Origin of the sequence: Lactobacillus sp. ESL0261 (assembly GCF_003693025.1) — a bacterium.
Lineage (GTDB): Bacteria > Bacillota > Bacilli > Lactobacillales > Lactobacillaceae > Lactobacillus > Lactobacillus kullabergensis.
Genome location: NZ_REHN01000006.1, coordinates 408,692 through 429,521, shown reverse-complemented (window position 1 = coordinate 429,521; position 20,830 = coordinate 408,692). Strand labels below are relative to the sequence as shown.

20 protein-coding genes are annotated in these 20,830 nt (G+C 35.3%); 12 read left to right on the top strand and 8 right to left on the bottom strand.

What is annotated here, in order from left to right; genetic code table 11:
- Positions 1-10: 10 nt before the first annotated feature.
- From citC to citX, 5 genes are all read left to right on the top strand, one after another.
- Positions 11-1,066: a [citrate (pro-3S)-lyase] ligase gene (citC, locus tag F5ESL0261_RS05430; protein ID WP_122052453.1), complete on the top strand. Its 1,056-nt coding sequence runs from the start codon at positions 11-13 to the stop codon at positions 1,064-1,066.
- Positions 1,056-1,352 (top strand): citrate lyase acyl carrier protein, encoded by a 297-nt coding sequence (citD, locus tag F5ESL0261_RS05425; RefSeq protein ID WP_122052451.1) that lies wholly within the window; start codon positions 1,056-1,058, stop codon positions 1,350-1,352. The genes citC and citD overlap by 11 nt, the downstream gene beginning before the upstream one ends.
- The gene (locus F5ESL0261_RS05420; protein ID WP_122052450.1) at positions 1,353-2,267 is read left to right on the top strand and encodes an aldolase/citrate lyase family protein; all 915 of its coding nucleotides are present in this window, start codon (positions 1,353-1,355) and stop codon (positions 2,265-2,267) included.
- Positions 2,257-3,795 (top strand): citrate lyase subunit alpha, encoded by a 1,539-nt coding sequence (citF, locus tag F5ESL0261_RS05415; protein WP_109586340.1) that lies wholly within the window; start codon positions 2,257-2,259, stop codon positions 3,793-3,795. Before F5ESL0261_RS05420 ends, citF begins: the two co-directional genes overlap by 11 nt.
- Before the next feature lie 86 nt (positions 3,796-3,881).
- Positions 3,882-4,430, top strand: coding sequence for a citrate lyase holo-[acyl-carrier protein] synthase (gene citX / locus F5ESL0261_RS05410; protein ID WP_122052448.1), 549 nt, complete (start codon positions 3,882-3,884; stop codon positions 4,428-4,430).
- Positions 4,431-4,432: 2 nt separating this feature from the next.
- On the opposite strand, the gene F5ESL0261_RS05405 is transcribed toward citX, so the two are convergent.
- Positions 4,433-5,377: a sugar-binding transcriptional regulator gene (locus F5ESL0261_RS05405; protein ID WP_109586338.1), complete on the bottom strand. Its 945-nt coding sequence runs from the start codon at positions 5,375-5,377 to the stop codon at positions 4,433-4,435.
- A 126-nt stretch (positions 5,378-5,503) separates the two neighbouring features.
- Positions 5,504-6,004 carry a Cys-tRNA(Pro) deacylase gene (ybaK, locus tag F5ESL0261_RS05400; RefSeq protein ID WP_109586337.1) on the bottom strand — a complete coding sequence of 167 codons (501 nt, stop codon included), beginning with the start codon at positions 6,002-6,004 and terminating at the stop codon, positions 5,504-5,506.
- A gap of 62 nt (positions 6,005-6,066) precedes the next feature.
- Between ybaK and prmA the strand changes: the two genes are divergently transcribed.
- The 6 genes from prmA (at position 6,067) to F5ESL0261_RS05365 (ending at position 14,108) form a co-directional block, all read left to right on the top strand.
- Entirely contained in the window at positions 6,067-7,011 is a 945-nt protein-coding gene (gene prmA / locus F5ESL0261_RS05395) for a 50S ribosomal protein L11 methyltransferase (protein WP_122052446.1), read from the top strand.
- 418 nt (positions 7,012-7,429) lie between these two features.
- Entirely contained in the window at positions 7,430-9,670 is a 2,241-nt protein-coding gene (locus F5ESL0261_RS05385) for a bifunctional (p)ppGpp synthetase/guanosine-3',5'-bis(diphosphate) 3'-pyrophosphohydrolase (RefSeq protein WP_122052442.1), read from the top strand.
- Entirely contained in the window at positions 9,670-10,107 is a 438-nt protein-coding gene (gene dtd / locus F5ESL0261_RS05380) for a D-aminoacyl-tRNA deacylase (protein WP_122052440.1), read from the top strand. Before F5ESL0261_RS05385 ends, dtd begins: the two co-directional genes overlap by 1 nt.
- A 271-nt stretch (positions 10,108-10,378) precedes the next feature.
- On the top strand, positions 10,379-11,665 hold the full coding sequence (hisS, locus tag F5ESL0261_RS05375; protein WP_122052436.1) for a histidine--tRNA ligase: 1,287 nt from the start codon (positions 10,379-10,381) through the stop codon (positions 11,663-11,665).
- A 3-nt stretch (positions 11,666-11,668) separates the two neighbouring features.
- The gene (gene aspS, locus F5ESL0261_RS05370; RefSeq protein WP_122052435.1) at positions 11,669-13,510 is read left to right on the top strand and encodes an aspartate--tRNA ligase; all 1,842 of its coding nucleotides are present in this window, start codon (positions 11,669-11,671) and stop codon (positions 13,508-13,510) included.
- 97 nt (positions 13,511-13,607) lie between these two features.
- Positions 13,608-14,108, top strand: a complete 501-nt coding sequence (locus F5ESL0261_RS05365; RefSeq protein ID WP_122052434.1) for an NUDIX hydrolase — start codon at positions 13,608-13,610, stop codon at positions 14,106-14,108.
- 49 nt (positions 14,109-14,157) lie between these two features.
- On the opposite strand, the gene tpx is transcribed toward F5ESL0261_RS05365, so the two are convergent.
- Both tpx and F5ESL0261_RS05355 read right to left on the bottom strand, forming a co-directional pair.
- Positions 14,158-14,652: a thiol peroxidase gene (tpx, locus tag F5ESL0261_RS05360; RefSeq protein ID WP_122052433.1), complete on the bottom strand. Its 495-nt coding sequence runs from the start codon at positions 14,650-14,652 to the stop codon at positions 14,158-14,160.
- An 89-nt stretch (positions 14,653-14,741) separates the two neighbouring features.
- On the bottom strand, positions 14,742-15,926 hold the full coding sequence (locus F5ESL0261_RS05355; protein WP_122052432.1) for a pyridoxal phosphate-dependent aminotransferase: 1,185 nt from the start codon (positions 15,924-15,926) through the stop codon (positions 14,742-14,744).
- Between the two features lie 159 nt (positions 15,927-16,085).
- Between F5ESL0261_RS05355 and msrB the strand changes: the two genes are divergently transcribed.
- Entirely contained in the window at positions 16,086-16,517 is a 432-nt protein-coding gene (gene msrB / locus F5ESL0261_RS05350) for a peptide-methionine (R)-S-oxide reductase MsrB (RefSeq protein ID WP_046332158.1), read from the top strand.
- Positions 16,518-16,574: 57 nt separating this feature from the next.
- Here the strand turns inward: msrB and F5ESL0261_RS05345 are convergent, their stop codons facing one another.
- The 4 genes from F5ESL0261_RS05345 to F5ESL0261_RS05330 form a co-directional block, all read right to left on the bottom strand.
- Positions 16,575-17,453: a YitT family protein gene (locus F5ESL0261_RS05345; RefSeq protein WP_122052431.1), complete on the bottom strand. Its 879-nt coding sequence runs from the start codon at positions 17,451-17,453 to the stop codon at positions 16,575-16,577.
- Between the two features lie 139 nt (positions 17,454-17,592).
- Positions 17,593-18,129 carry a peptide-methionine (S)-S-oxide reductase MsrA gene (gene msrA, locus F5ESL0261_RS05340; protein ID WP_122052430.1) on the bottom strand — a complete coding sequence of 179 codons (537 nt, stop codon included), beginning with the start codon at positions 18,127-18,129 and terminating at the stop codon, positions 17,593-17,595.
- 133 nt (positions 18,130-18,262) lie between these two features.
- The gene (locus F5ESL0261_RS05335) at positions 18,263-19,858 is read right to left on the bottom strand and encodes an ABC transporter ATP-binding protein (protein ID WP_122052429.1); all 1,596 of its coding nucleotides are present in this window, start codon (positions 19,856-19,858) and stop codon (positions 18,263-18,265) included.
- 95 nt (positions 19,859-19,953) lie between these two features.
- Positions 19,954-20,781: a pyruvate, water dikinase regulatory protein gene (locus tag F5ESL0261_RS05330; protein WP_122052428.1), complete on the bottom strand. Its 828-nt coding sequence runs from the start codon at positions 20,779-20,781 to the stop codon at positions 19,954-19,956.
- Positions 20,782-20,830 lie beyond the last annotated feature (49 nt).

Below are 20,830 nucleotides of genomic sequence, written 5' to 3'. Positions count from 1 at the left end.
AATGAAACAAATGGATAAAACCGTAGAACTTTTTTTAACCTTGCCGGAAACCAAAAAAAGGTGGCAAAATTTCCTGGTTAGTCAAGGAATTAATAATTTTAGTTCTAGTGAAGTTGCTGTGATTGATCATACAGTTGGCCTAATTGATGAAAATGGTCAATTAGTAGGAACGGGTAGCATTGCTGGAAATGTTCTCAAATATATAGCAGTTTCAAATGATGAATCTGTTCAAGGAACAAGATTTAATCAAATAGTTTCAGCTTTACAAGAATACCTTTTTAGCCAAAATATTTATCATTCGTTTGTTTTTACTAAGGCAAAATATTCTGCCAGTTTTTCTCACTTAGGATTTAAGGAACTAGCTCATACTAATGAAGCAGCTTTTTTAGAGAGTGGCACGCCTAATATTCAGGATTTTTTGGCAAAAATTCCCAGAATAAAAGACCAAAATCATAAAAAAGTTGCGGCAATTGTCATGAACGCTAATCCATTTACTTTAGGTCATCAAGGGCTGGTAAAACTTGCTAGTAGCGAAAATGATCTGGTATATGTGTTTGTTGTTGCTACAGATGCTTCATTATTTAAGACGAGCGAAAGAATGGAACTGGTAAAACAAGGCACATCTGAGTACAAAAATGTATTAGTAGTTAGTGGTGGAGACTATTTAGTTTCTCAATCAACTTTTCCAGCATACTTTTTAAAATCACCTGATGAACTGATCGCTACGCAAACAGAAATTGATGCATTAATTTTTAAAAATACTATTGCACCGAAATTGGCAATAAAAAAGCGTTATTTGGGTACTGAACCATTTTCAAGAACAACTAATTTCTATAATCAAAGCTTAAAAAACACACTTGGTCCCAAAATTTACGTTGCAATTGTTAAGCGCTTTTGCAATAGCGATCAAATAATTACAGCTACTCGTGTTCGTCAATTGATCAAAAGTGATAATTTAAAAGACATTTCAAATTTAGTCCCGCCAACTACGTTTGATTTTATTAATAAAAACTATCAAATTTTACAAGAAAGAATAAAGAAAGGAATGAACATCAATGGAAATTAAGACTGTTGGAGTGGCAGGAACTTTAGAATCTTCAGATATTCAAATAATGGTATCCGCTAGTCAAAATGGTATTGAAATAGATTTGGAATCCGAAGTAGCCAAATCATACGGAGATCAGATTAAAAAAGTAATAACAGATACTCTTAATAAATTCGGACTTGATAATGCAAAAGTCAAGGCTACTGATAAAGGTGCACTTGACTGCGTAATTGCAGCACGTACATTGGCTGCAGCTCAAAGAGCAACCGAAACCACAGATAAACCAAGATTGGAGGTACTACAATAAATGACTTACGTAAAAAATCGTTTGCGTCGAACTATGATGTTTGTACCGGGAAATAATCCAGCTATGGTTAAGGATGCCGGTATCTATGGTGCCGACTCTATTATGTTGGATTTGGAAGATGCAGTATCTCTAACTGAAAAAGATGCAGCAAGAATGTTAGTATTTAATGCTATAAAAACTGTTGACTTTGGTGGTGCAGAAGTAGTTGTCAGAATTAATGGTCAAGATACGCCTTTTTATGACGAAGATGTAAAGGCAATGGTTCGAGCAGGAGTTGATGTTATTCGTCTGCCAAAAACAGAATCAGCTGCAATGATTAAAAAATTAGTAGCTGATATGGAAAAGGCAGAAGAAGAATATGGCGTTGAAAAAGGTTCTATTGGCGTAATGGCTGCGATTGAAAGTGCTAAAGGTGTTCTTAATGCACCTGAAATTGCAACGGCCACACCATTAATGATGGGTTTGGCAGTTTCTGGCGAAGATTATACTGCTGATATGCACACTCACCGGTATCCTGACGGACGTGAACTTGAATTTGCTCGTAATATGGTTTTACAAGCTGCTAGAGCTGCAGATGTTTATGCCTTCGATACAGTTTTTTCAAATATGAACGACACCGAGGGATTTTACCGCGAGACAAAATATATTTATGAACTTGGGTATGATGGTAAGTCTTTGGTCAATCCACGGCAAATTCCAATGGTTAATAAAGTATTCAATCCTACTAAAGAAGAAATTGAAAATGCACTTGCTGTGCAAAATGCAATTCAGGAAGCAAAAGCAAAAGGTTCTGGAGTAATTTCGATGAACGGTAAGATGGTTGACAAACCTGTAGTTGAAAAAGCTGATCGCGTTATTGAAACAGCAAAAGCTTCGAATTTAATTGATGAGGAGGGTAATTACATTGGAGAATAAAGTAAAGCGCAATTTGCCGGATGATTTGATGACTGATATGAATCTTAAACCATTTGAGTCTGTTGTAGTTGGGAATCCTGAAGTAAAGAGAGTTGCACCCAAAGTGCAAGTTACTACTGGTGAATCAAAAGTGGTCGACTCTTTAGAGGAAGTTATCAAAAAGACACTAAAAGACGGTATGACCATTTCGTTTCACCATCACTTTAGAAATGGCGATTTTGCTTTTAACAAAGTAATGGATTTAATTATTAAAATGGGTTATCAAGATTTGACTTTAGCTCCTTCTTCTTTGACTGGTGTTATGAATGACAAAGTAATTGAAGCAATTAAAAAGGGTGTCATTACCAATATTACTTCTTCTGGAATGAGAGGCAGCTTAGGGGATTTTGTTTCCCACGGTGGGCTGGAGAATCCAGTGATTTTCCGTTCTCACGGCAATCGGGCTCGTTCAATTGAAGAAGGAGAAATCAAAATTGATGTTGCCTTTTTAGGTGTCCCTAATTCTGATCCTGCAGGAAACGCTAATGGTCAAGAAGGAGATGCCGTATTCGGTTCTTTAGGATACGCATTGATTGACTCTCAATATGCGAATAAAGTAGTTTTATTGACAGACAACATTGTTGATTATCCAAATACTCCTGCTTCTATTAAACAAACCCAGGTCGATTACGTTGTTAAGGTTGATCAAATCGGTGATGCAGATAAAATAGGTTCAGGAGCTACTCGCTTTACTAAAGATCCGAAAGAGTTAAAGATAGCTCAAACCGTTAATCAGGTAATTACCAATTCACCTTATTATAAACAAGGATTTTCTTTTCAGACAGGATCTGGTGGAGCTGCTCTTGCTGTGACCAGGTATTTAAGAGAATCCATGTTAAAAGATGGTATCACAGCATCGTTTGCTCTAGGTGGCATTACCAAGCCTACAACCGACTTACTTGAGGAAGGCCTAGTCAAAAAAATTATGGATGTGCAGGATTTTGATAAAGGTGCTGCGGCATCAATGGCTAAGAATAAAAATCAACAAGAAATTGATGCTTCTTGGTATGCCGATCCTCACAATAAAGGGGCAGTAGTTAATAATTTAGATGTTGCTATTCTTTCGGCTTTACAGATTGATACAGATTTTAACGTTAATGTAATGACCGGTTCTGATGGTGTTATCCGCGGCGCTATTGGTGGTCATCAAGATGCGGCTGCAGCTAAAATGACTATTATTACTGCTCCATTAGTACGTGGACGAAATGCGACTGTTGTTCCAGCAGTCGAAACAGTTGTAACTCCTGGTGATTCAATTGATGTTTTGGTAACTGAAAGAGGAATTGCAATTAATCCACGCCGTAAAGATCTCATAGATGCTTTTGCCAAGGTTCCAGAACTCAATGTGGTTGATATTAAGGAACTTCAAAAAATGGCTCAAGAGCAGGTTGGGGTACCAAAACCACTGGCATATACTGATCGCACTGTTGCTTTAATTCAGTATCGAGACGGCACAATTATTGATACTATTAAGCAGGTAAAAGACTAATTATTTATTTTTAAAAAAGTGTGAGAATGAGCTGGAACTTGTTCTCACATTTTTTAGTTATAATATAAAAAGAAATGAATACCAGAATGATAAAATCAATTTTTGACAAGGGTCAGCCTCAGAGTATAGCTGAAGTACTGGAAAATAAAGATGAACGAGTCAAGCTTCAACAAGAAATTTTACAAAAGTTTCCAAAGATTACATTATTGGATGTTAAATTGAATATTCCTGGACCTATTAAAAACAATTGTTATTTAGAAAAAATATTTGCCGAAGGTATTTTTGATTTAGAAAAAATTTTTCAAAGCAGTAATTTGCCTTTTATTCTTTATGAACATTGGGAAAAAGTAACAGGTCCAGAAAATTTTTACCTTGTCAATAGTAACTACAGAGTTGTAAAAGAAAAAGCAGTTGAATTTGAAGATCATCAAAAACTAAATCGACTTTTTGATGCTGATGTGTTGATTAATAAGCAAAAACAGGCCATATCCCGCAAAGAATTGGGTATGCCTGTTCGCAGATGTTTTTTATGTTCAAGACCTGCTAAAGAATGTGCTCGTTCAAGAAGACATTCGGTCACAGATTTACAAAATTTTATCACTAATTTGTATAAGCAGGAGATATCCTCTGATTAAAACTAAAGAGTGTCATTCTTATGTAAAACTCTTTCGGCTATTCCACTAGTAGTAATCAAGTGAGTAATTACGCCTGTCCTTAACGCTCCCAAAAGAGCATCTTCTTTAAAACGATTTCTAACAATTACAAAGCGATCCGGAATTGCAAAAATATTAGAAAGGCTGATGCCAGATATATGTGGCTCAATAGGACTATAAAAACGTCCCTTAATATCATAAGGCCTGCCAAAAATAATTCCCGCTAATTGATTTTTCTCCAAACCTGCAAATAGTTTATCTGCATAATAATCCATAAAGAATTGGCCTGATTCTAACGACTGGAATGTTCCGATACTTGCAAATACTAGGTCGAGCTGTGAGAAGTATTTTTCTATATATTCATAATACGGTTCTTTATGAACCTTTTTTATTAAAGTGGGATCAATCGCATAAAGGGGAGCAGGAAAAGTTAGACATTTTGCGCTGAACTTATCTGCAGCATGTTGAATCAATGGCAGTTTACGCTTGCTTGCATTAACCACTTGACCTAACAACTGTACAAAAGTCAAATCATCACGCGTTTCTACTGAAAAATCATCAATGATGTCTCTTAAGAGAGTTCCCCAAGTTAAACCTATGACATGAGCGGAATTAATATAATTCTGTATTTGTTTAGCTGCAAAGTTAACAATCATTTCATTATCTTGATTTTTGGTTTCTTTATCTTCTAAGATATAAACTTCTTTTAAATCAAAGAGTCTTTGGAATTCACGCTCAAGTTTTTGTGCCCGTTTAGGACTTTGATAAATACTAATTTTCACAATTCCCTTATCTTCGGCTTCTTCTATTGCTTTAGCTATAAGATAGCGGGAGAGATTATACTTTTTCGAGATTTCTGCAATGTTTAGCTTGCTCAAAAAATAGTCGTGTGCGATGTTCGCAAGTTGTTCATCTGTTAACAATGTCATTTGTTTTTTTCCTATTCTTTATACTTTTTATTTGTTTTAATTATATTAGAAAGAACGGTTTAATACTATAACTTAAGCAACTCTTTAGAAGAAAAATTTTCGGGATGCGAAATTTAAATTCTGCTTTTATTCCAGTAAATCACAAAATTTTGCATGTGTGATTTTTTGCAAATCTTGAGGATTTAAAAACACGCTCCGGCCAATTTTGCCACTGGAAACAGCAATTTCATTTTCTTTAATCATGCTATTATCAAGAAAAATAGGAAAATGATGTTTAAAATAGATGCCAATGGGAGTATTAGCCCCATGTACATAACCGGTAGTATTTTCTAAATCTTTCAGAGGCAACATTTCACATTTTTTATTACCGGAGTTTTTGGCAAGTTTTTTCATGCTCAAATGCTCGGTTACTGGTATTACCGCTACTAAAGTCGACGTCTTATTTCCACAGCACACCAAAGTTTTATAGACCAAATGTTCATTCTCGTTTAAAATGGACGTATCCATTTTTGCCACACCACCTGAGTCTTCACGTGTAGCAAACTCTGCTTGTCGATATAGTATTTTATTCCTATCTAATATTTTTTCGACGAGCGTCTTTTCAATCTTATTTTTCTTTTTTGACATAATGATCACCTTTTTAATGATAGCATTGATAAAAGGGAAAATAAAAGGGAGTTAAAAAAATAATGAAATTGTTAATTATTAAAATAGAAACTAGTCATGAAGTTGAAGATGCATTAAATATATATAGTCATGATGTACTAAAGTGTTTGGGCACTGAAACACGGAAACGTTCAGATTTTGAACAAGCTGGTTGGGAATCTGATTCAACAATTGTTAAACTTGACGAAATAAAAGACTTACCTGAAGATTTGGAATTTTTAGCATATTTTGATATGGAACAAGATCAGGCAGAATTAGTTAAAAAGTACCAAAAAAAACTGTCTGAATTAGAGGATTACGGTTTGAAAATAGGTCAGGCTAAAGTGACTGCTTCTTATATCAAAGATGAAGACTGGAATACAGTGTGGCAAAAATTTTATCATCCAATTGATTTTTCCAGGCACTTGGCAATAGTACCTGAATGGGAAGAATATCAGCCAGCTTTTAAAGACCAAAACATAATCAAACTTGACCCAGGTTTGGCATTTGGAACTGGTTCACATAAGACTACTCAATTAGCACTGTTAGGACTGGAACAGATTTTAGTCAAACCAGAGACTGTTTGTGACGTTGGCACTGGCTCTGGAATTTTAGCTATTGCTTCATCTGTCTTAGGAGCAAGTTCAGTTTTAGCGACAGATATATCTGATGAGGCAATAACTGCTGCTAATGAAAATATATCTTTAAATAATTTAACTAATATAAAAGTGCAGAAGACGAACTTATTAAATCAAGTCAAAAGTAAATATGATATTATTGTAGCAAATATTTTAGCTGAAATTTTACTTGATTTGATTCCAGAATTGAATGAGCATTTAAACTCTAATGGAAAAGTGATTTTTTCTGGGATAGATTGTGACCAGATAGAAAAAATCAGGACAGCTTTAACTACCAATGGATTCCAAATTATATTATCAATGCAGCAGGGACGTTGGATTGGACTGATTATTGAAAGAAAAGATAACTAAAAAGAGTTATAATAGATAATTAAATTAGTAAGGAACTGACAAGTTGATTGATAAACTAAAAAATATTCCTTTTTTTAAAAAGTTAAATAGCTATAAGATAACACCAGTAATTTGCTGGAGTATATTAGTCATGATTTTGCCACTCTTATTTAGCCTGTTTTCAATAGGGACTATTTATCGTGTGGGTCTCTTATTTATAGTACTCAACAGCATAATCAGCTATCACATTGGCAAATTGATTAAAGCACTTAATTTAAGGCACTATTGGCTATTGTTTATGCCGGGCTGTTTTTGCTTAATTGTTTTATTGAAATATGCTAATTATAACTTTTTGTTTGCGTTAATTTACCTGATTTTGGAAATATTTGGTCTAATGGATAATCAAATTTACGGATAGTGCTAGAAGGGGCGATATTCTATGTCAAAGTACATCGAAATGACACATGAACAGGTGATAGATACCTGTAAAAAATATATGAATGATGATCAAATTGCATTTGTTGAAAAAGCATATAAATTTGCTGCAAATGCCCATAAAGATCAAAAAAGAGCCTCCGGTCAGCCATATATCGTTCATCCTACCCAAGTTGCCGGTACTCTTGCAAAACTGAGTCTTGATCCGGATACAATTGCAGCAGGATTCCTACATGATACAGTAGAAGATACGCCAGTCACTAATGATGATATTAAGGAAAAATTTGGTAAAGATGTTGCTTTTATAGTAGATGGCGTCACTAAGTTAAATAAATACCAGTATAAATCACACCAAGAATTTTTAGCTGAAAATCACAGAAAAATGTTGATTGCAATGGCAAAAGATATTCGTGTGATTATGGTCAAGCTGGCAGACAGACTGCATAATATGCATACATTAGAGCATTTGCGCCCTGATAAGCAACGCAGAATTGCATCTGAGACTATGGATATTTATGCTCCCTTAGCTGATCGTTTGGGTATCGGAACAATTAAATGGGAACTTGAAGATATGAGTTTTCATTATTTGAACCCCAAGGCATATTATCGCATTGTTAATTTAATGAGTCTTAAACGCAGCCAAAGGGAAAAATATATCCAAGATGCTATCAAGACACTTAAGGAAAGTTTGGATAGCCTGGGCATTAAGTACGAAATATATGGTCGGCCAAAGCATATTTATTCTATTTATAAAAAAATGGTCAACAAGCATAAAGATTTTAATGAAATTTATGACTTGTTGGCAGTACGCGTGATTGTTAAAACGGTTAAAGACTGTTATGCAGTTTTGGGAGCAGTTCATACTAAATGGAAACCGATGCCGGGCCGGTTCAAGGACTATATTGCTGTTCCCAAGGTCAATGGCTACCAGTCGCTTCATACCACTATTATTGGACCTGGTGGCAGACCTCTTGAAATACAAATCAGAACCGAACAAATGCATGAAATTGCTGAATACGGTGTGGCTGCTCACTGGGCGTATAAGAGGGGAAATTTTAAAGGCGTAGAACAAACCAGTTCAAATGAAAAATTGGACATGGTCCGTGAAATTTTAGAATTAAAAGATGAAACTTCAGACGCTGATGAATTCATGAAAAGCGTTAAAAGCGAGATCTTCTCTGATCGCGTTTATGTTTTTACTCCTAAAGGTGAGGTTTATGAACTGCCAAAAGGTTCAGTTACATTAGATTTTGCTTATGAAATCCATACTCAAGTGGGTAGCCATGCAGTTGGAGCTAAAGTCAATGGCAAATTAGTACCATTAGATTATAAGTTAAAAAATGGTGATGTCATTGAAATCATGACTCAATCTAATGCCACCCCATCACGAGACTGGGTAGATCTGGTTAAGACCTCACGTGCACGCAATAAAATTCGCCGGTACTTTAGAAATCTTGATCGTGACCACAGTATTGAACAGGGCGAGCAAATGGTTGCGGACAAATTGCGTGAGCAAGGACTTTCACCCAAAGTATTTATGTCTAAAGAACATATCGAGCCTCTTTTAGAGCAAATAAATTACCACACTGCTGATGAAATGTATGCTTCAATCGGTTTTGGTGATCTCTCGGCAATTGGTGTGGTCAACAGGCTAACTGCTGATATCCGGCACGAAAATGAAAAGAAAAAGCAACAGCAGCTTGAAGAAGAAATTCTGAATTCAGGGCAAAAATCAGTTTCGGAAACTCCACCAAGTAAAAAAGATTCTAAGGCAATGAAGATCAAGCACAAAAATGGTGTTATGATACAAGGCATAAGTGACCTGATGCTTCATTTAGCCAAGTGCTGCAACCCAGTTCCAGGAGACGACATTGTCGGCTATGTTACCAAAGGTCGCGGTGTGACAATTCATCGAACAGATTGTCGCAACATTGTAAATAATGACGAAAGCAAGGGCAGACTGATCGAAGTTCAGTGGGAAAATGTTGAAGAAAACAGTGCTCAAGCATTTAATGCCAATATTGAAGTCTTCGGCTACAATCGTGGTAAATTACTTACAGATGTCATTACAAAATTGAACACACTAACCCCAAATATTAATAATATCTCAGGCAAAGTTAATGAAGATAATATTGCTCATATATATGCTACAGTGGCAGTCAAAAATTCAGCTCAATTAGATGGCATTTTGACCAAATTAAGAGATATACCAGATGTATACCAGACGAGGAGGGCTGATAATTAATGCGGATTGTGATTCAAAGAGTTAACAGGGCTAGTGTAAAAATAGCTGAAAATACAGTAGGACAAATTTCCAAGGGTTTATTACTGCTAGTTGGTTTAAAAGAAGGCGATGGAGCTGAAGTCGTTAAAAAAGCCGCTGCTAAAATTGCCAAAATGCGTATCTTTGAAGATGAAAATGGTAAAACTAATTTAGCAATTAAAGATGTTGGCGGACAAATATTAAGTGTTAGTCAGTTTACTTTACTAGCGGATACCAAAAAGGGTAATCGACCAAGTTTTATTAAAGCTATGAGACCACCAAAATCAAAAAAGTTATGGGAACAGTTCAATAAAGAATTGGAGAAACTGGGTTTAACTGTAGAAACAGGTGAATTTGGTGCCGACATGCAGGTTGATTTAGAAAATGATGGACCTTTCACAATCGTGTTGGATCTGTAAATATCATGCATAGTAGTACTACAGGTTGACTTTTAACTGTGAAAACTATATTCTAAAAAAGAATTATCAATGACAAAGACTGAAGTTTAGTATTTTTATTCAGAGACCGCCTGTTTTTGGTGAAAAGGTTGGGAAAAAACTAACTGTGACCCCTTTACCAGATAATGATCGCCTCGCGAGCGTTATTCGCAGCAGGTAAAAGGTGGTACCGTGCTAAATCAGAGCGCCCTTGATTTATTCAAGGACGTTTTTTTATTAAAAGGATGATTAAATGAGAGTTCAAAGACCTAAAGGAACAGTTGACATTTTGCCAGATGAATCTGGATCATGGGAAAAGGTAGAACAAATTTTACGTGATTTTTTTAAACGAGCAAATTATCGCGAAATTCGCACACCCAGTTTTGAAAACTATAATGTTTTTTCGCGCTCGAGTGGTGAAACTTCTGATGTTGTTGAAAAAGAAATGTATGATTTTAATGATAAAGGTGGCAGACACATTGCCTTAAGACCTGAAGGGACAGCTGGAGTTGTGCGTGCTTACGTTGAAAATAAGCTTTATGCACCAGAAGTAGCGAAGCCTTTAAATGTTTATTATATTGAATCAACTTTTCGTTATGAAAGACCTCAAGCAGGTCGTCAACGTGAATTTCACCAAATTGGCATCGAAAGTTTTGGTTCTTCTAATCCATTAGCTGACGTAGAAACAATCGTCCTGGCTCATGATTTATTAGCCAAACTCGGTGTAAAAAATTATGAGTTACATATTAATACGCTGGGTAATGCACAAGTTCGTCAAGATTATCATGATGCGCTGGTCAATTATTTTAAGCCTGTCAGAGAAAAGCTTTCAGAAGACTCAAAGAGAAGGTTAGAAAAGAACCCTTTGCGTATTTTAGATTCCAAAGATGAACAGGATAAGCAATTTTTGCCTAAAGCACCTAAAATAGTTGATTATTTGGATCAAAAATCAAAAGAAAATTTTGACCAAATTCTAAAGATACTGGACCAATTAAAAATTAATTATGTGATTGATAATGATTTGGTTCGCGGACTTGATTATTATACTGGTGTAATCTTTGAATTTATGGTAGAAGATAAAAGTATTTGGGAATCTGCATCTACAATTGTAGGTGGTGGTCGCTATGATAATTTAGTAGAGGAATTTGACGGACCAAGAACACCTGCAGTCGGTTTTGGTATAGGCGAAGAACGCTTGATGCTGGTTTTACAAAAACAAAATCCCGAACTTTTTAAAGATCAGGGTATTGATTTCTTTATTGCCAATATTGGTCAAGGAACCGAAGTAAAAACTGTCGAAATTGCTCGTTTGTTGCGTAAGCAAGGTTTAAAAGTTCAATATGATGTTGATCAAAAGAAGTTAAAAGCCCAATTTAAAAAAGCTGATAGAGCTAAAGCTAAATACGTCATTACACTTGGCGACAAAGAGTTAGCTGCCGAAGTTTTAAATGTTAAAAGACTTGCTGATGCTAAAACATTTAAGTTTAATTTCAACGATCTTGAAGATATGAATGCGGTAATGAAACAATTAAAGGAATAAAAAATGGAAAAAAGAACTGACTATTGTGGTAATATCACATCAAAATTTATTAATCAGAGTGTAAATTTGTACGGCTGGGTACAACGTGTGCGAAATCTAGGTAATCTGGTGTTTATTGATTTACGCGATCGAGAAGGTCTTGTCCAAGTTGTAGTTAATCATGATTCAGGCCAAGAGTTAATGGCTATTGCAGATTCACTAGGAAATGAATACGTAATACAGGTCAAAGGTAAAGTAGTTAAACGTTCAAGTATTAATCCTGACATGAAAACAGGAGAAGTCGAAGTCGAGGCTAAAGAAATCAATGTGTTGAACAAAGCCAAGAATCCGCCGTTTGAAGTTAAAGATAATGTTGAAGTTGCCGAACAGACTCGGCTAAAGTATCGCTATTTGGATTTGCGTAGACCCAACTTGCAAAATGCTATCATTTTACGGTCAAAAATTTTACGAGCAACACATGAATTTTTTGATCAAAATGGTTTCATTGATATTGAAACACCAATTTTAGGAAAATCTTCACCTGAAGGTGCTCGTGATTATTTGGTACCGTCTAGAATTTATCCTGGCAGTTTTTACGCTCTGCCACAATCTCCCCAGCTTTTCAAGCAGCTATTGATGGGAGCAGGCTTTGATAAATATTATCAGTTAGCTAGATGCTTTAGAGACGAAGATTTGCGGGGTGACAGGCAACCTGAATTCACTCAGATTGATATGGAAACTTCTTTTACCGATGAGCAGCAGGTACAAGACTACACTGAAGGCTTGCTCAAGAAAATCATGAAAGACGTAATGGGAATTGATCTGAAAACTCCAATTGACCGCATTTCCTGGACAGATTCAATGAATAATTACGGAACAGATAAACCAGACACTCGTTTTGGCATGTTGATTCACGACTTAAGTCCAATCTTTAAGGATAGTGCTTTTAAAGTCTTCTCTGGTGCTATTGCCGATGGTGGCTTTGTTAAAGGGATTGCAGTTAAAGATGGTGCTCAAAAATACTCTCGCAAACAAATTGAGAAAAAGCAGGACTATATTAAGCGCTACCATGCAAAAGGTTTGGCTTGGGTCAAATTTGAAGATGGTGAGTTCTCTGGTCCAATTTCTCGATTCTTAACTGATGAAAATAAAGCTTCTTTAATCAATGAATTTAACTTGCAAGGCGGCGAATTAGTCGTATTTATTGCTGACAAATGGAAAGTTTGCTGCGACTCGCTTGACCATTTGCGTCGTGAATTCGCTAAAGAAACAAATATTATTCCAAAACATGTATTTAACTTTGTCTGGGTGGTTGATTGGCCATTATTTGAATATGATGAAGGATTCGGTAGATGGATTGCAGCGCACCATCCATTCACTATGCCCGATGATGAAGGTATTAAATTATTGGATACTGAACCGCACAAGGCTCACGCTCGCAGCTATGATATTGTTATGAACGGTGATGAATTGGGTGGAGGTTCAATACGTATTCACAAGCGTTCAATTCAGGAAAAAATGTTTAAGGCACTCGGTTTTACCAAAAAACGTGCCTATGAACAATTTGGCTACCTTCTTGAAGCTTTGGATATGGGCTTTCCACCACATGCTGGACTTGCCATCGGGCTTGACCGTTTTGCAATGCTGCTTGCTGAAAAAGATAATATCCGTGATGTATTGGCATTCCCGAAAAATGCCAATGCTTCAGAACCAATGATGCATGCACCTGCTCCTGTATCTGAACAACAATTAACTGATTTGGGTATTGAGGTCGAAGATAAGTATCAAGACGATGTAGCCAAAATTGAAGCAAACTTGAAAGTACAAGCCGAAAAAGATGCTGCACAAAATACCAGTTGGGATTAAAGATAAAACAAATATCAAAATAGCATGAAGAATTATGCTCTTCATGCTATTTTGTTCTCTTATTGTTAAAAATCAACTTGAATTAGGAGGAAATCATATGACTGATAAGTTTCATCGGGCTTTTGGTTGCTATGACATTATTGGTGATCAGCAAAATCTAGTTGTAATCAAAAAAGAGGGTAGACCTTATATAAATCGCTATGACTTACCAGGAGGTAGTTTAGAAGACGGGGAATCATTAAGGCATGCAGTTAAGCGTGAAGTAAATGAAGAAACAGGCTTAATAGTTCAAGATTACCAGCAAATTGGTGTTACTTCGTTTAAATACCCTTGGAATTTTGAACAGTGGCATTTTAATCAACATATTTGTGTTTTTTATGAAATAAAGAAAACTATTGGTAAAGTTCAAAGAGAAGTTAAACAATTTGCCGGTCAAGACTCATTAGGAGCAATCAGGATACCATTAGCAAAGATAAGTATTGCAAATTCTTCGCCTTTAGTAGTTAAAGCTAAGCAATTTTTATTAAACCCAGACAATTTTGATTTAGCAGATCAAACTTTTGATAAGTGGTTTGTACTTGATAAACCTGTTTTTTAAAGTAAAAAAGCGGTTAAGGAAATTATTTCCTTAACCGCTTTTAACTAGATTATTTTAAACTTTGTAAAAAATCTAAAGCCTTATCGTAATTAGGCTCGTTAGTTAATTCCTGAATGAGTTCTTTGTACAAAACTTTTTTATCTGCATCAACGATCCAAACGCTTCTGGAATCTAAGTTATTAGCTTCAATAAATAGACCCATACTTTTACCAAAATCAAAAGAATCATCTGACAAAAGCTTCATTTTAGAAACGCCTTCAGCTGCACACCAGTTTTTTTGTTCTTCTGGAGTATTGGTAGAAATAGTATAGAAATTGATACCGTCAAACTTATCAACTTCACCGTTAAACTTTTTAGTAGAAATACTGCAGACGCTGGTATTAATATTAGGTACAACACTGATTAAAGTTGGCTTGTCAACTAATTCTGTTACTGAAACAACAGAACCGTCTGCCTGTTTTACTTTAAAGTCTGGTAATTGTTCGCCCACCTTTGGTGGTTCACCATTGGTTGACAGAGGTTCATTCTTCATTGTTACTTGCATAATCTTAACCCTTTCTCTTGTTATAAATATAAACGACTACCCTTTAAATTTTAAACTACTAAAGTTGAAAACCCCAAGAAATTAGCTTTTTAGTTATTATTAGTGTAATCAGTTATGCGCTTAATAGCCTCTTTGAGCTTCTCTTCAGAAGATGCATATGAAAAGCGAACGTATCCATGACCTCCAGCACCAAAATAACTTCCAGGTGTTACCCCAACTTTTGCTTTTTCAGCCAAATCTTTAGCAAAGGCGACATCGTCACAGCCGAATTTACTTGGTATTTTAGCGAAAATATAAAAAGCTCCTTCTGGTGTAGCCATGATATAACCGTTCTTCTTTAGACCATCCTGAAGAAGATACAAACGCTTTTGGTATTTTTCCCTGGCTTCAATATAGTCCTGATCGCCATGTTCTAATGCCTCTGAAGCTGCAATTTGAACATTATCAGTTACAGAAGAAATCATGAATGAATGTATTTTGATCATTGACTTCATTAACTCAGCAGGCCCCGCGATATAACCGATTCTCCAACCAGTCATTGCAACGCTTTTTGACAGCCCCGATAACAAAACAGTTCTTTCCGGAATAATCTGTGTCAGAGAATAATGCTTTTTTTCACCGTAAATTAATTCCGCATAAATTTCATCACTTACTGCAAATATATCATATTTAGTGATAACGTCTGCTAACTCTTGTAAGTTTTGCTTTGAGTATACTCGACCTGTTGGGTTAGAGGGGTCAGTAATGATAACAGCTTTTGCTCCTTTGCCTTCATTTTCAAGCGTCTCAGTCAGCTTTTTGGCTGTTAAAAGGAAATTATCAGCAGAAGTATCAACTTGTACAGGTATACCACCGGCCATTTTTATAATACCAAAATAAACTTCCCAAACTGGGGTAGGGACAATGATTTTTTCTCCCGGATTTAACAAAGCCATGGCGGCAATATTCAGTCCCTCTGAAACACCTACAATAGCACAAATTTCACTTTTAGGATCATAGCTTACACCCAAACTCTTTTTTAAATACTTGCTGACGGAACTTAAGTATTTTTCCTTTCCAGCTTCTGGAGCATAATGGGAGTCATCACTATTAATATCTTTAATTGCCGCTCGTTTTATATGTTCAGGAGTATTTAAATCAGGTTCACCAATAGTTAATTTTATTATCCCAGGAATTTGAGAAATTTTTTGACTAAAAGATCTGATTTCAGAATTAGGCAAGTTTCTAATTCTAGAATTTATTTTTGCAGATAAGTTTTTTGCTAAATGTGGCATAACACAATAAGATCCTTCCTATTTTTCTTGAAACCATATTATAACCCAGCATGAACTTAAATAAAATTAAGAAAAAGTATTATTTTAGTGAGTTTATAGTTAGTGTATGCTATTTATTTTTGTTATATTGGGTATATACACGTAAGGAGTGTGTGATTTATGGATCAAAATGAGAAAAATAAGAGATTGAAGCAGTTAACTCCCGATCAGTACCAAGTGACTCAGCAAGCTGCAACTGATTACCCATTCAAAGGCAAATACGATGATTTTTATCAAAAAGGAATTTATGTTGATATTGTATCGGGTGAACCACTATTTTCGAGTGAAGACAAATATGATGCGGGTTGTGGCTGGCCTAGTTTTACCCGACCAATTAAAAAATTAGTCTACCACCGTGATCAGTCTCATAATATGGAAAGAACAGAAGTTAAGAGTCCAGACGCAGATTCGCATTTAGGACATGTATTTGACGATGGGCCGTCTGATAAAGGTGGCTTGAGATATTGTATCAATTCTTCAGCTTTAGCTTTCATCCCTTATGAGCAATTAGAACAAAAAGGTTACGGAGAATATAAAAAGCTCTTTAAATAATCTAAATTATGTAAAAAAGAACATGACTATTATTAGTCATGTTCTTTTTGAGTACTATTAAACTATTTCTTGTTCCTTAAAACTGCCGTAAACCCGTTCTACTTCTGTTACACTCATAAAAGCGTAGGGGTCGCTTTTTTTGACAATATGTAATATGTCATACATATCATAGCGGTCAATCACAGTGATCAATACTTTCTTCTCGTTATGGCTGTACGCTCCTTCTACATCATGGAAAATCGTAATGCCACGATGCATTTTTTCCTGAATGCCATCAATAATAGCATGAGGCTGTTCTGTAACGATGGTAACCTGTAGCTTCTGGTGCTGCGTATAGACGGCATCGATTACGCGTCCGTTAATAAAAATAGTTAAAGCTGAATATAATGCACGCGTCCAACCAAAAGCAAATCCAGCAGCAGCTATAATTATTAAATTAATTAAGATACTGATTTTACCGTAACTGGTTCCTGTTTTTCGCTGAATGACTATACCTATGATATCAAGTCCACCTGTTGATATACCGTTCTTAAGCGCAAAACCTGTACCCAGGCCATTGATCATACCACCAAAAATCGCACAGACAAGTGGATCAATGTGCATGTTAATCGGTTGTATTACTCGCATCATAATTGATCCAAGGATGACTGTAATGATTGTAAAAAACGTAAATTTATGTCCAATCTTTATCCAGGCAAGCAAAAGCAGAGGCAAGTTCAATACAAAATACAAAACAGAAGTTGATAGAGTAACGGGTAAATACCGTTCGCTCATGGTATTAATTAATTGGGCAAAACCAGTTATTCCTGAGGAATACATGTGTCCTGGTGTCCAAAAGAAATTTAGAGCCACAGCCACGGCTAGCGAATAGAAAAATGAGGCAGAAATTTTAGAGAGTAGATTATACCGCCGATTGAATGCGTCAAGCTGGTCCATTATTCAATTATCCCTTTTTGAAAAAATGCTAAATAAAAATAATAAATACTAGTTTCTATATAAAAATAAAAACTAGTATTTTTCTTAAGTATACTAACACATTTTCGTGAAATTTAAAGTGTTTTTAATCTATTTTTGATTAGTTTTGCCAATGTTTTTTGATGAATTCTTCTCTGCCACCAGATTCTTCAAGACTATAACGCAGTGGATTTTTTTTGTAAAAATCCTGATGATAATCTTCAGCAGGATAAAATGGCTTGGCTGGTTCAATTTTTGTAACTATTGGCGCATCAAACCTGCCACTATTTTGGAGAGCTCTTTTTGACATCTCCGCAGCTTCTTTTTGAGCAGAAGAATTATAAAAGATAACTGGACGATAGTTATCACCGCGATCCTGAAATTGTCCGGATGCGTCTGTTGGATCAGTTACTTGCCAATAATAGTCAAGCAACTTTTCATAAGGCATAACCTCAGGATCATAAGTGATTTCAACAGCTTCAGTGTGTCCCGTTTCACTTGTACATACTTGTTCATAGGTTGGGTTTGGCACATGTCCACCAGTATAACCCGAAATTACTTTTTTAATTCCCGGTAAAGAGTCAAACGGTTTAACCATGCACCAAAAGCAACCACCGGCGAAAATAGCTGTATCTAATTTTTCTTTATTTTCATACATAAACTCTACACGCTTTCTATTGCTAGATCAGATTACTGTTCTACTCCATTTTATTTTGCCCGGTAGTTTACTGCAATTGATGAGCTTAAAATTATTAAACTTAGTAAATAATTAACTTAAATCTGTTTCTGTATCATAAAGCATACTGATCAAGTTCTATTACTTTACCATATTTTTTAGCAAATGCAGGCTGAACATTGTGTTCAATATCAATCACTGTGCCAGGAAAATTGAGAATCAAGTCAAAAACTTGGCTGTAGCTTTCTTTATCTAAACCTGATAATGCTTCATCAACCAGTAATAACTTTTTATTGCGCAGTAGCAATCTGGCCAATTCTAACTTTCTTTTTTCTCCTCCAGATAAGGCATTGGCACCTTCACCCAGCCTCAAATTCAGTGCATTCTCATTAGCAAATTTGGTTAATCCAACTTCATGTAAAACTTGTAAAATTGTAGCAGTCGGATAATTTTGACCAAGACACAAGTTAAAAAGCAGGGTACCGGTAAAAATGGTAGTTTCTTGGGCTAAGACACCGATATTGTCATAAATTGGTTTAGCATATAACTCCTTGCTGTATTTAATTGTTCCACCCAACAATTTGAGCTCGTTCAACATTGTTTTTACTATCGTTGTTTTACCGATGCCGGATCTGCCAGAAATTAAAATTTTTTCACTATTGCTTGCACTAAAAGAAAGATTAGTGATAATGGCTTTATCATAACCAAATGAACCATCATCAATTTCTAGCACAGTATCATCTGTAAATTTTTGAGACACGATATTGTTAATTGGTTTTTCTTTGTTAGAAATAATATTTTTGCATGAAGCAATTAATGGGCGACTTGAAAGTAACTGATTAGTGAATTGAATAGAACTAATTATGGGACTTGTAACCCTGTCTGCTGCTAAATATAAGGACATTAACGCACCAGCGGTCAATTGACCAATGCTGACAAAGTAAACGCCCAAACCCAAAGAAAGAATGGTAGATAATGAATAGAGCAAGTTAGAAACAAAACGTGAATGTTCCTTGTCCGCATCCATTTGATAATATTTATTTTCCGAGTCATTTAAGAGATTGTTCAGCTTATCCTTAAAGATTAACAAGCTTTCAAATCTTTTGATTGTATAAAAGCCGTTAAAATATTCAGTGGTGTGCAGTGAATAACGCTGGTATGACTTGTTCCACCGATCAGTTGATTTGCTCAGCCATTTTTTAAAAACAAAGGGAACTACTGCTGGTATAAATCCTAATATTAAATAGGTCAGACCTAATATAGGATTAATCTTAATTACAAAGAATAAAGTGATTACTGCTTGCTCGATGCAGTAGATCAACATTATTACCGAATCAATGATCTGGTTCTCAAATTGTTTGATCGTGACATTGATAAAATTTAAAATTTTACTTGACTGTAGTTGCGGATGGTTATTGTAGCTGGCTACTGCCTGACTGCGCAACCATTTGTTAATAATTTTCCTGATATTCAGGCTCAATAAGCGCCAAATCCAAAAGGAAGCGTTAACTAAAACAAAGCACAGTAAAAACACCACTAATAAGATAAAAGAAGTGGAAAATTCTTTTTTACTGATGTTGTCCATTAATTTACCAATTAAAATTGGACTAATAATGCCATCTAAGGCAGTGATCCCGCCAAAAATAGCGATTAAGATCAGTCTTAGAACAACCACTTTTCTGATTGATTTATTAGCTTGTTTGTTTTTCATTATTTTGCCTCAATTGGCTTCAATAGTTTAATTTTTTAATATTAAATTAATTATATGGAAGTTAAATAATGAAAACAAGGCAAACAAAGAAAAAATTAGTTTTGAACTCCTAAGTGGTTCATGATAATTGCTGCAGTCTCTTCGATCGAACGGTGAGCAACATTTATTACAAAGCAACCAAGCTGATCATAAAGCTTTTGTGCTGAATCCAATTCTTTTTTTATGGCATCGATATTAGAATAGGAGGTATCGGGATTTAAACCATAGGAAATCATTCTTTCACGTCTGATTTCATTTAACACAGAAAGGTCATTTGTCAAACCAATAATTTTTTTAGGATCAATTTGATATATTTCTTTCGGGATATGGGTATCTGGAACTAATGGCAGATTTGCGACTTTGAGATTTTTATTAGCTAAAAACAAAGATAAGGGAGTTTTCGACGTACGCGATACTCCCAAAAGTACGACATCAGCTTCTAAAAAACCCTTAGGGTCTTTGCCATCATCATACATAACCGCAAACTCCATAGCTGAAATGCGATCAAAGTATTTTTGATTCATTTTATGCTGTGCACCTATTTTTTGTTGCGGTTTCAAACCAGTTAATTTTTGAATCGATTCGATAGCAGGAGATAAAATATCAACACTTTGAATATGGTGTTCTCTAACAAACCGAATAACTGGTATTTGCATTTCATCTTTTACCAGACTGTAAATAAGCAATAAATTTGGATATTGAACTATTTCTGCAAAAGTATCTTCCAATTTCTCCTTATTAATTATGAATGGATACCTCCTGTAATTAATCTGTGCATCAGGAAACTGGGCGGCTGCGGCAACAGCATTGTTAAAAGCAGTATCACCAGCAGAATCTGAAATTATTATTATGTTAACTTCTTTTTTGGGTGTTTCTTCAGCCATTATTTACTCCTTTTTTTCTTTAATTATACAATTTAACCAAAATCATTAA

What these genes read in the sequence shown, in the direction of transcription:
- citC (WP_122052453.1), top strand. Translation starts at nt 11, where the DNA reads ATGGATAAAACCGTAGAACTTTTTTTAACCTTGCCGGAAACCAAAAAA.
- citD (WP_122052451.1), top strand. Translation starts at nt 1,056, where the DNA reads ATGGAAATTAAGACTGTTGGAGTGGCAGGAACTTTAGAATCTTCAGAT.
- F5ESL0261_RS05420 (WP_122052450.1), top strand. Translation starts at nt 1,353, where the DNA reads ATGACTTACGTAAAAAATCGTTTGCGTCGAACTATGATGTTTGTACCG.
- citX (WP_122052448.1), top strand. Translation starts at nt 3,882, where the DNA reads ATGATAAAATCAATTTTTGACAAGGGTCAGCCTCAGAGTATAGCTGAA.
- F5ESL0261_RS05405 (WP_109586338.1), bottom strand. Translation starts at nt 5,377, where the DNA reads ATGACATTGTTAACAGATGAACAACTTGCGAACATCGCACACGACTAT.
- ybaK (WP_109586337.1), bottom strand. Translation starts at nt 6,004, where the DNA reads ATGTCAAAAAAGAAAAATAAGATTGAAAAGACGCTCGTCGAAAAAATA.
- prmA (WP_122052446.1), top strand. Translation starts at nt 6,067, where the DNA reads ATGAAATTGTTAATTATTAAAATAGAAACTAGTCATGAAGTTGAAGAT.
- F5ESL0261_RS05385 (WP_122052442.1), top strand. Translation starts at nt 7,430, where the DNA reads ATGTCAAAGTACATCGAAATGACACATGAACAGGTGATAGATACCTGT.
- dtd (WP_122052440.1), top strand. Translation starts at nt 9,670, where the DNA reads ATGCGGATTGTGATTCAAAGAGTTAACAGGGCTAGTGTAAAAATAGCT.
- hisS (WP_122052436.1), top strand. Translation starts at nt 10,379, where the DNA reads ATGAGAGTTCAAAGACCTAAAGGAACAGTTGACATTTTGCCAGATGAA.
- aspS (WP_122052435.1), top strand. Translation starts at nt 11,669, where the DNA reads ATGGAAAAAAGAACTGACTATTGTGGTAATATCACATCAAAATTTATT.
- F5ESL0261_RS05365 (WP_122052434.1), top strand. Translation starts at nt 13,608, where the DNA reads ATGACTGATAAGTTTCATCGGGCTTTTGGTTGCTATGACATTATTGGT.
- tpx (WP_122052433.1), bottom strand. Translation starts at nt 14,652, where the DNA reads ATGCAAGTAACAATGAAGAATGAACCTCTGTCAACCAATGGTGAACCA.
- F5ESL0261_RS05355 (WP_122052432.1), bottom strand. Translation starts at nt 15,926, where the DNA reads ATGCCACATTTAGCAAAAAACTTATCTGCAAAAATAAATTCTAGAATT.
- msrB (WP_046332158.1), top strand. Translation starts at nt 16,086, where the DNA reads ATGGATCAAAATGAGAAAAATAAGAGATTGAAGCAGTTAACTCCCGAT.
- F5ESL0261_RS05345 (WP_122052431.1), bottom strand. Translation starts at nt 17,453, where the DNA reads ATGGACCAGCTTGACGCATTCAATCGGCGGTATAATCTACTCTCTAAA.
- msrA (WP_122052430.1), bottom strand. Translation starts at nt 18,129, where the DNA reads ATGTATGAAAATAAAGAAAAATTAGATACAGCTATTTTCGCCGGTGGT.
- F5ESL0261_RS05335 (WP_122052429.1), bottom strand. Translation starts at nt 19,858, where the DNA reads ATGAAAAACAAACAAGCTAATAAATCAATCAGAAAAGTGGTTGTTCTA.
- F5ESL0261_RS05330 (WP_122052428.1), bottom strand. Translation starts at nt 20,781, where the DNA reads ATGGCTGAAGAAACACCCAAAAAAGAAGTTAACATAATAATAATTTCA.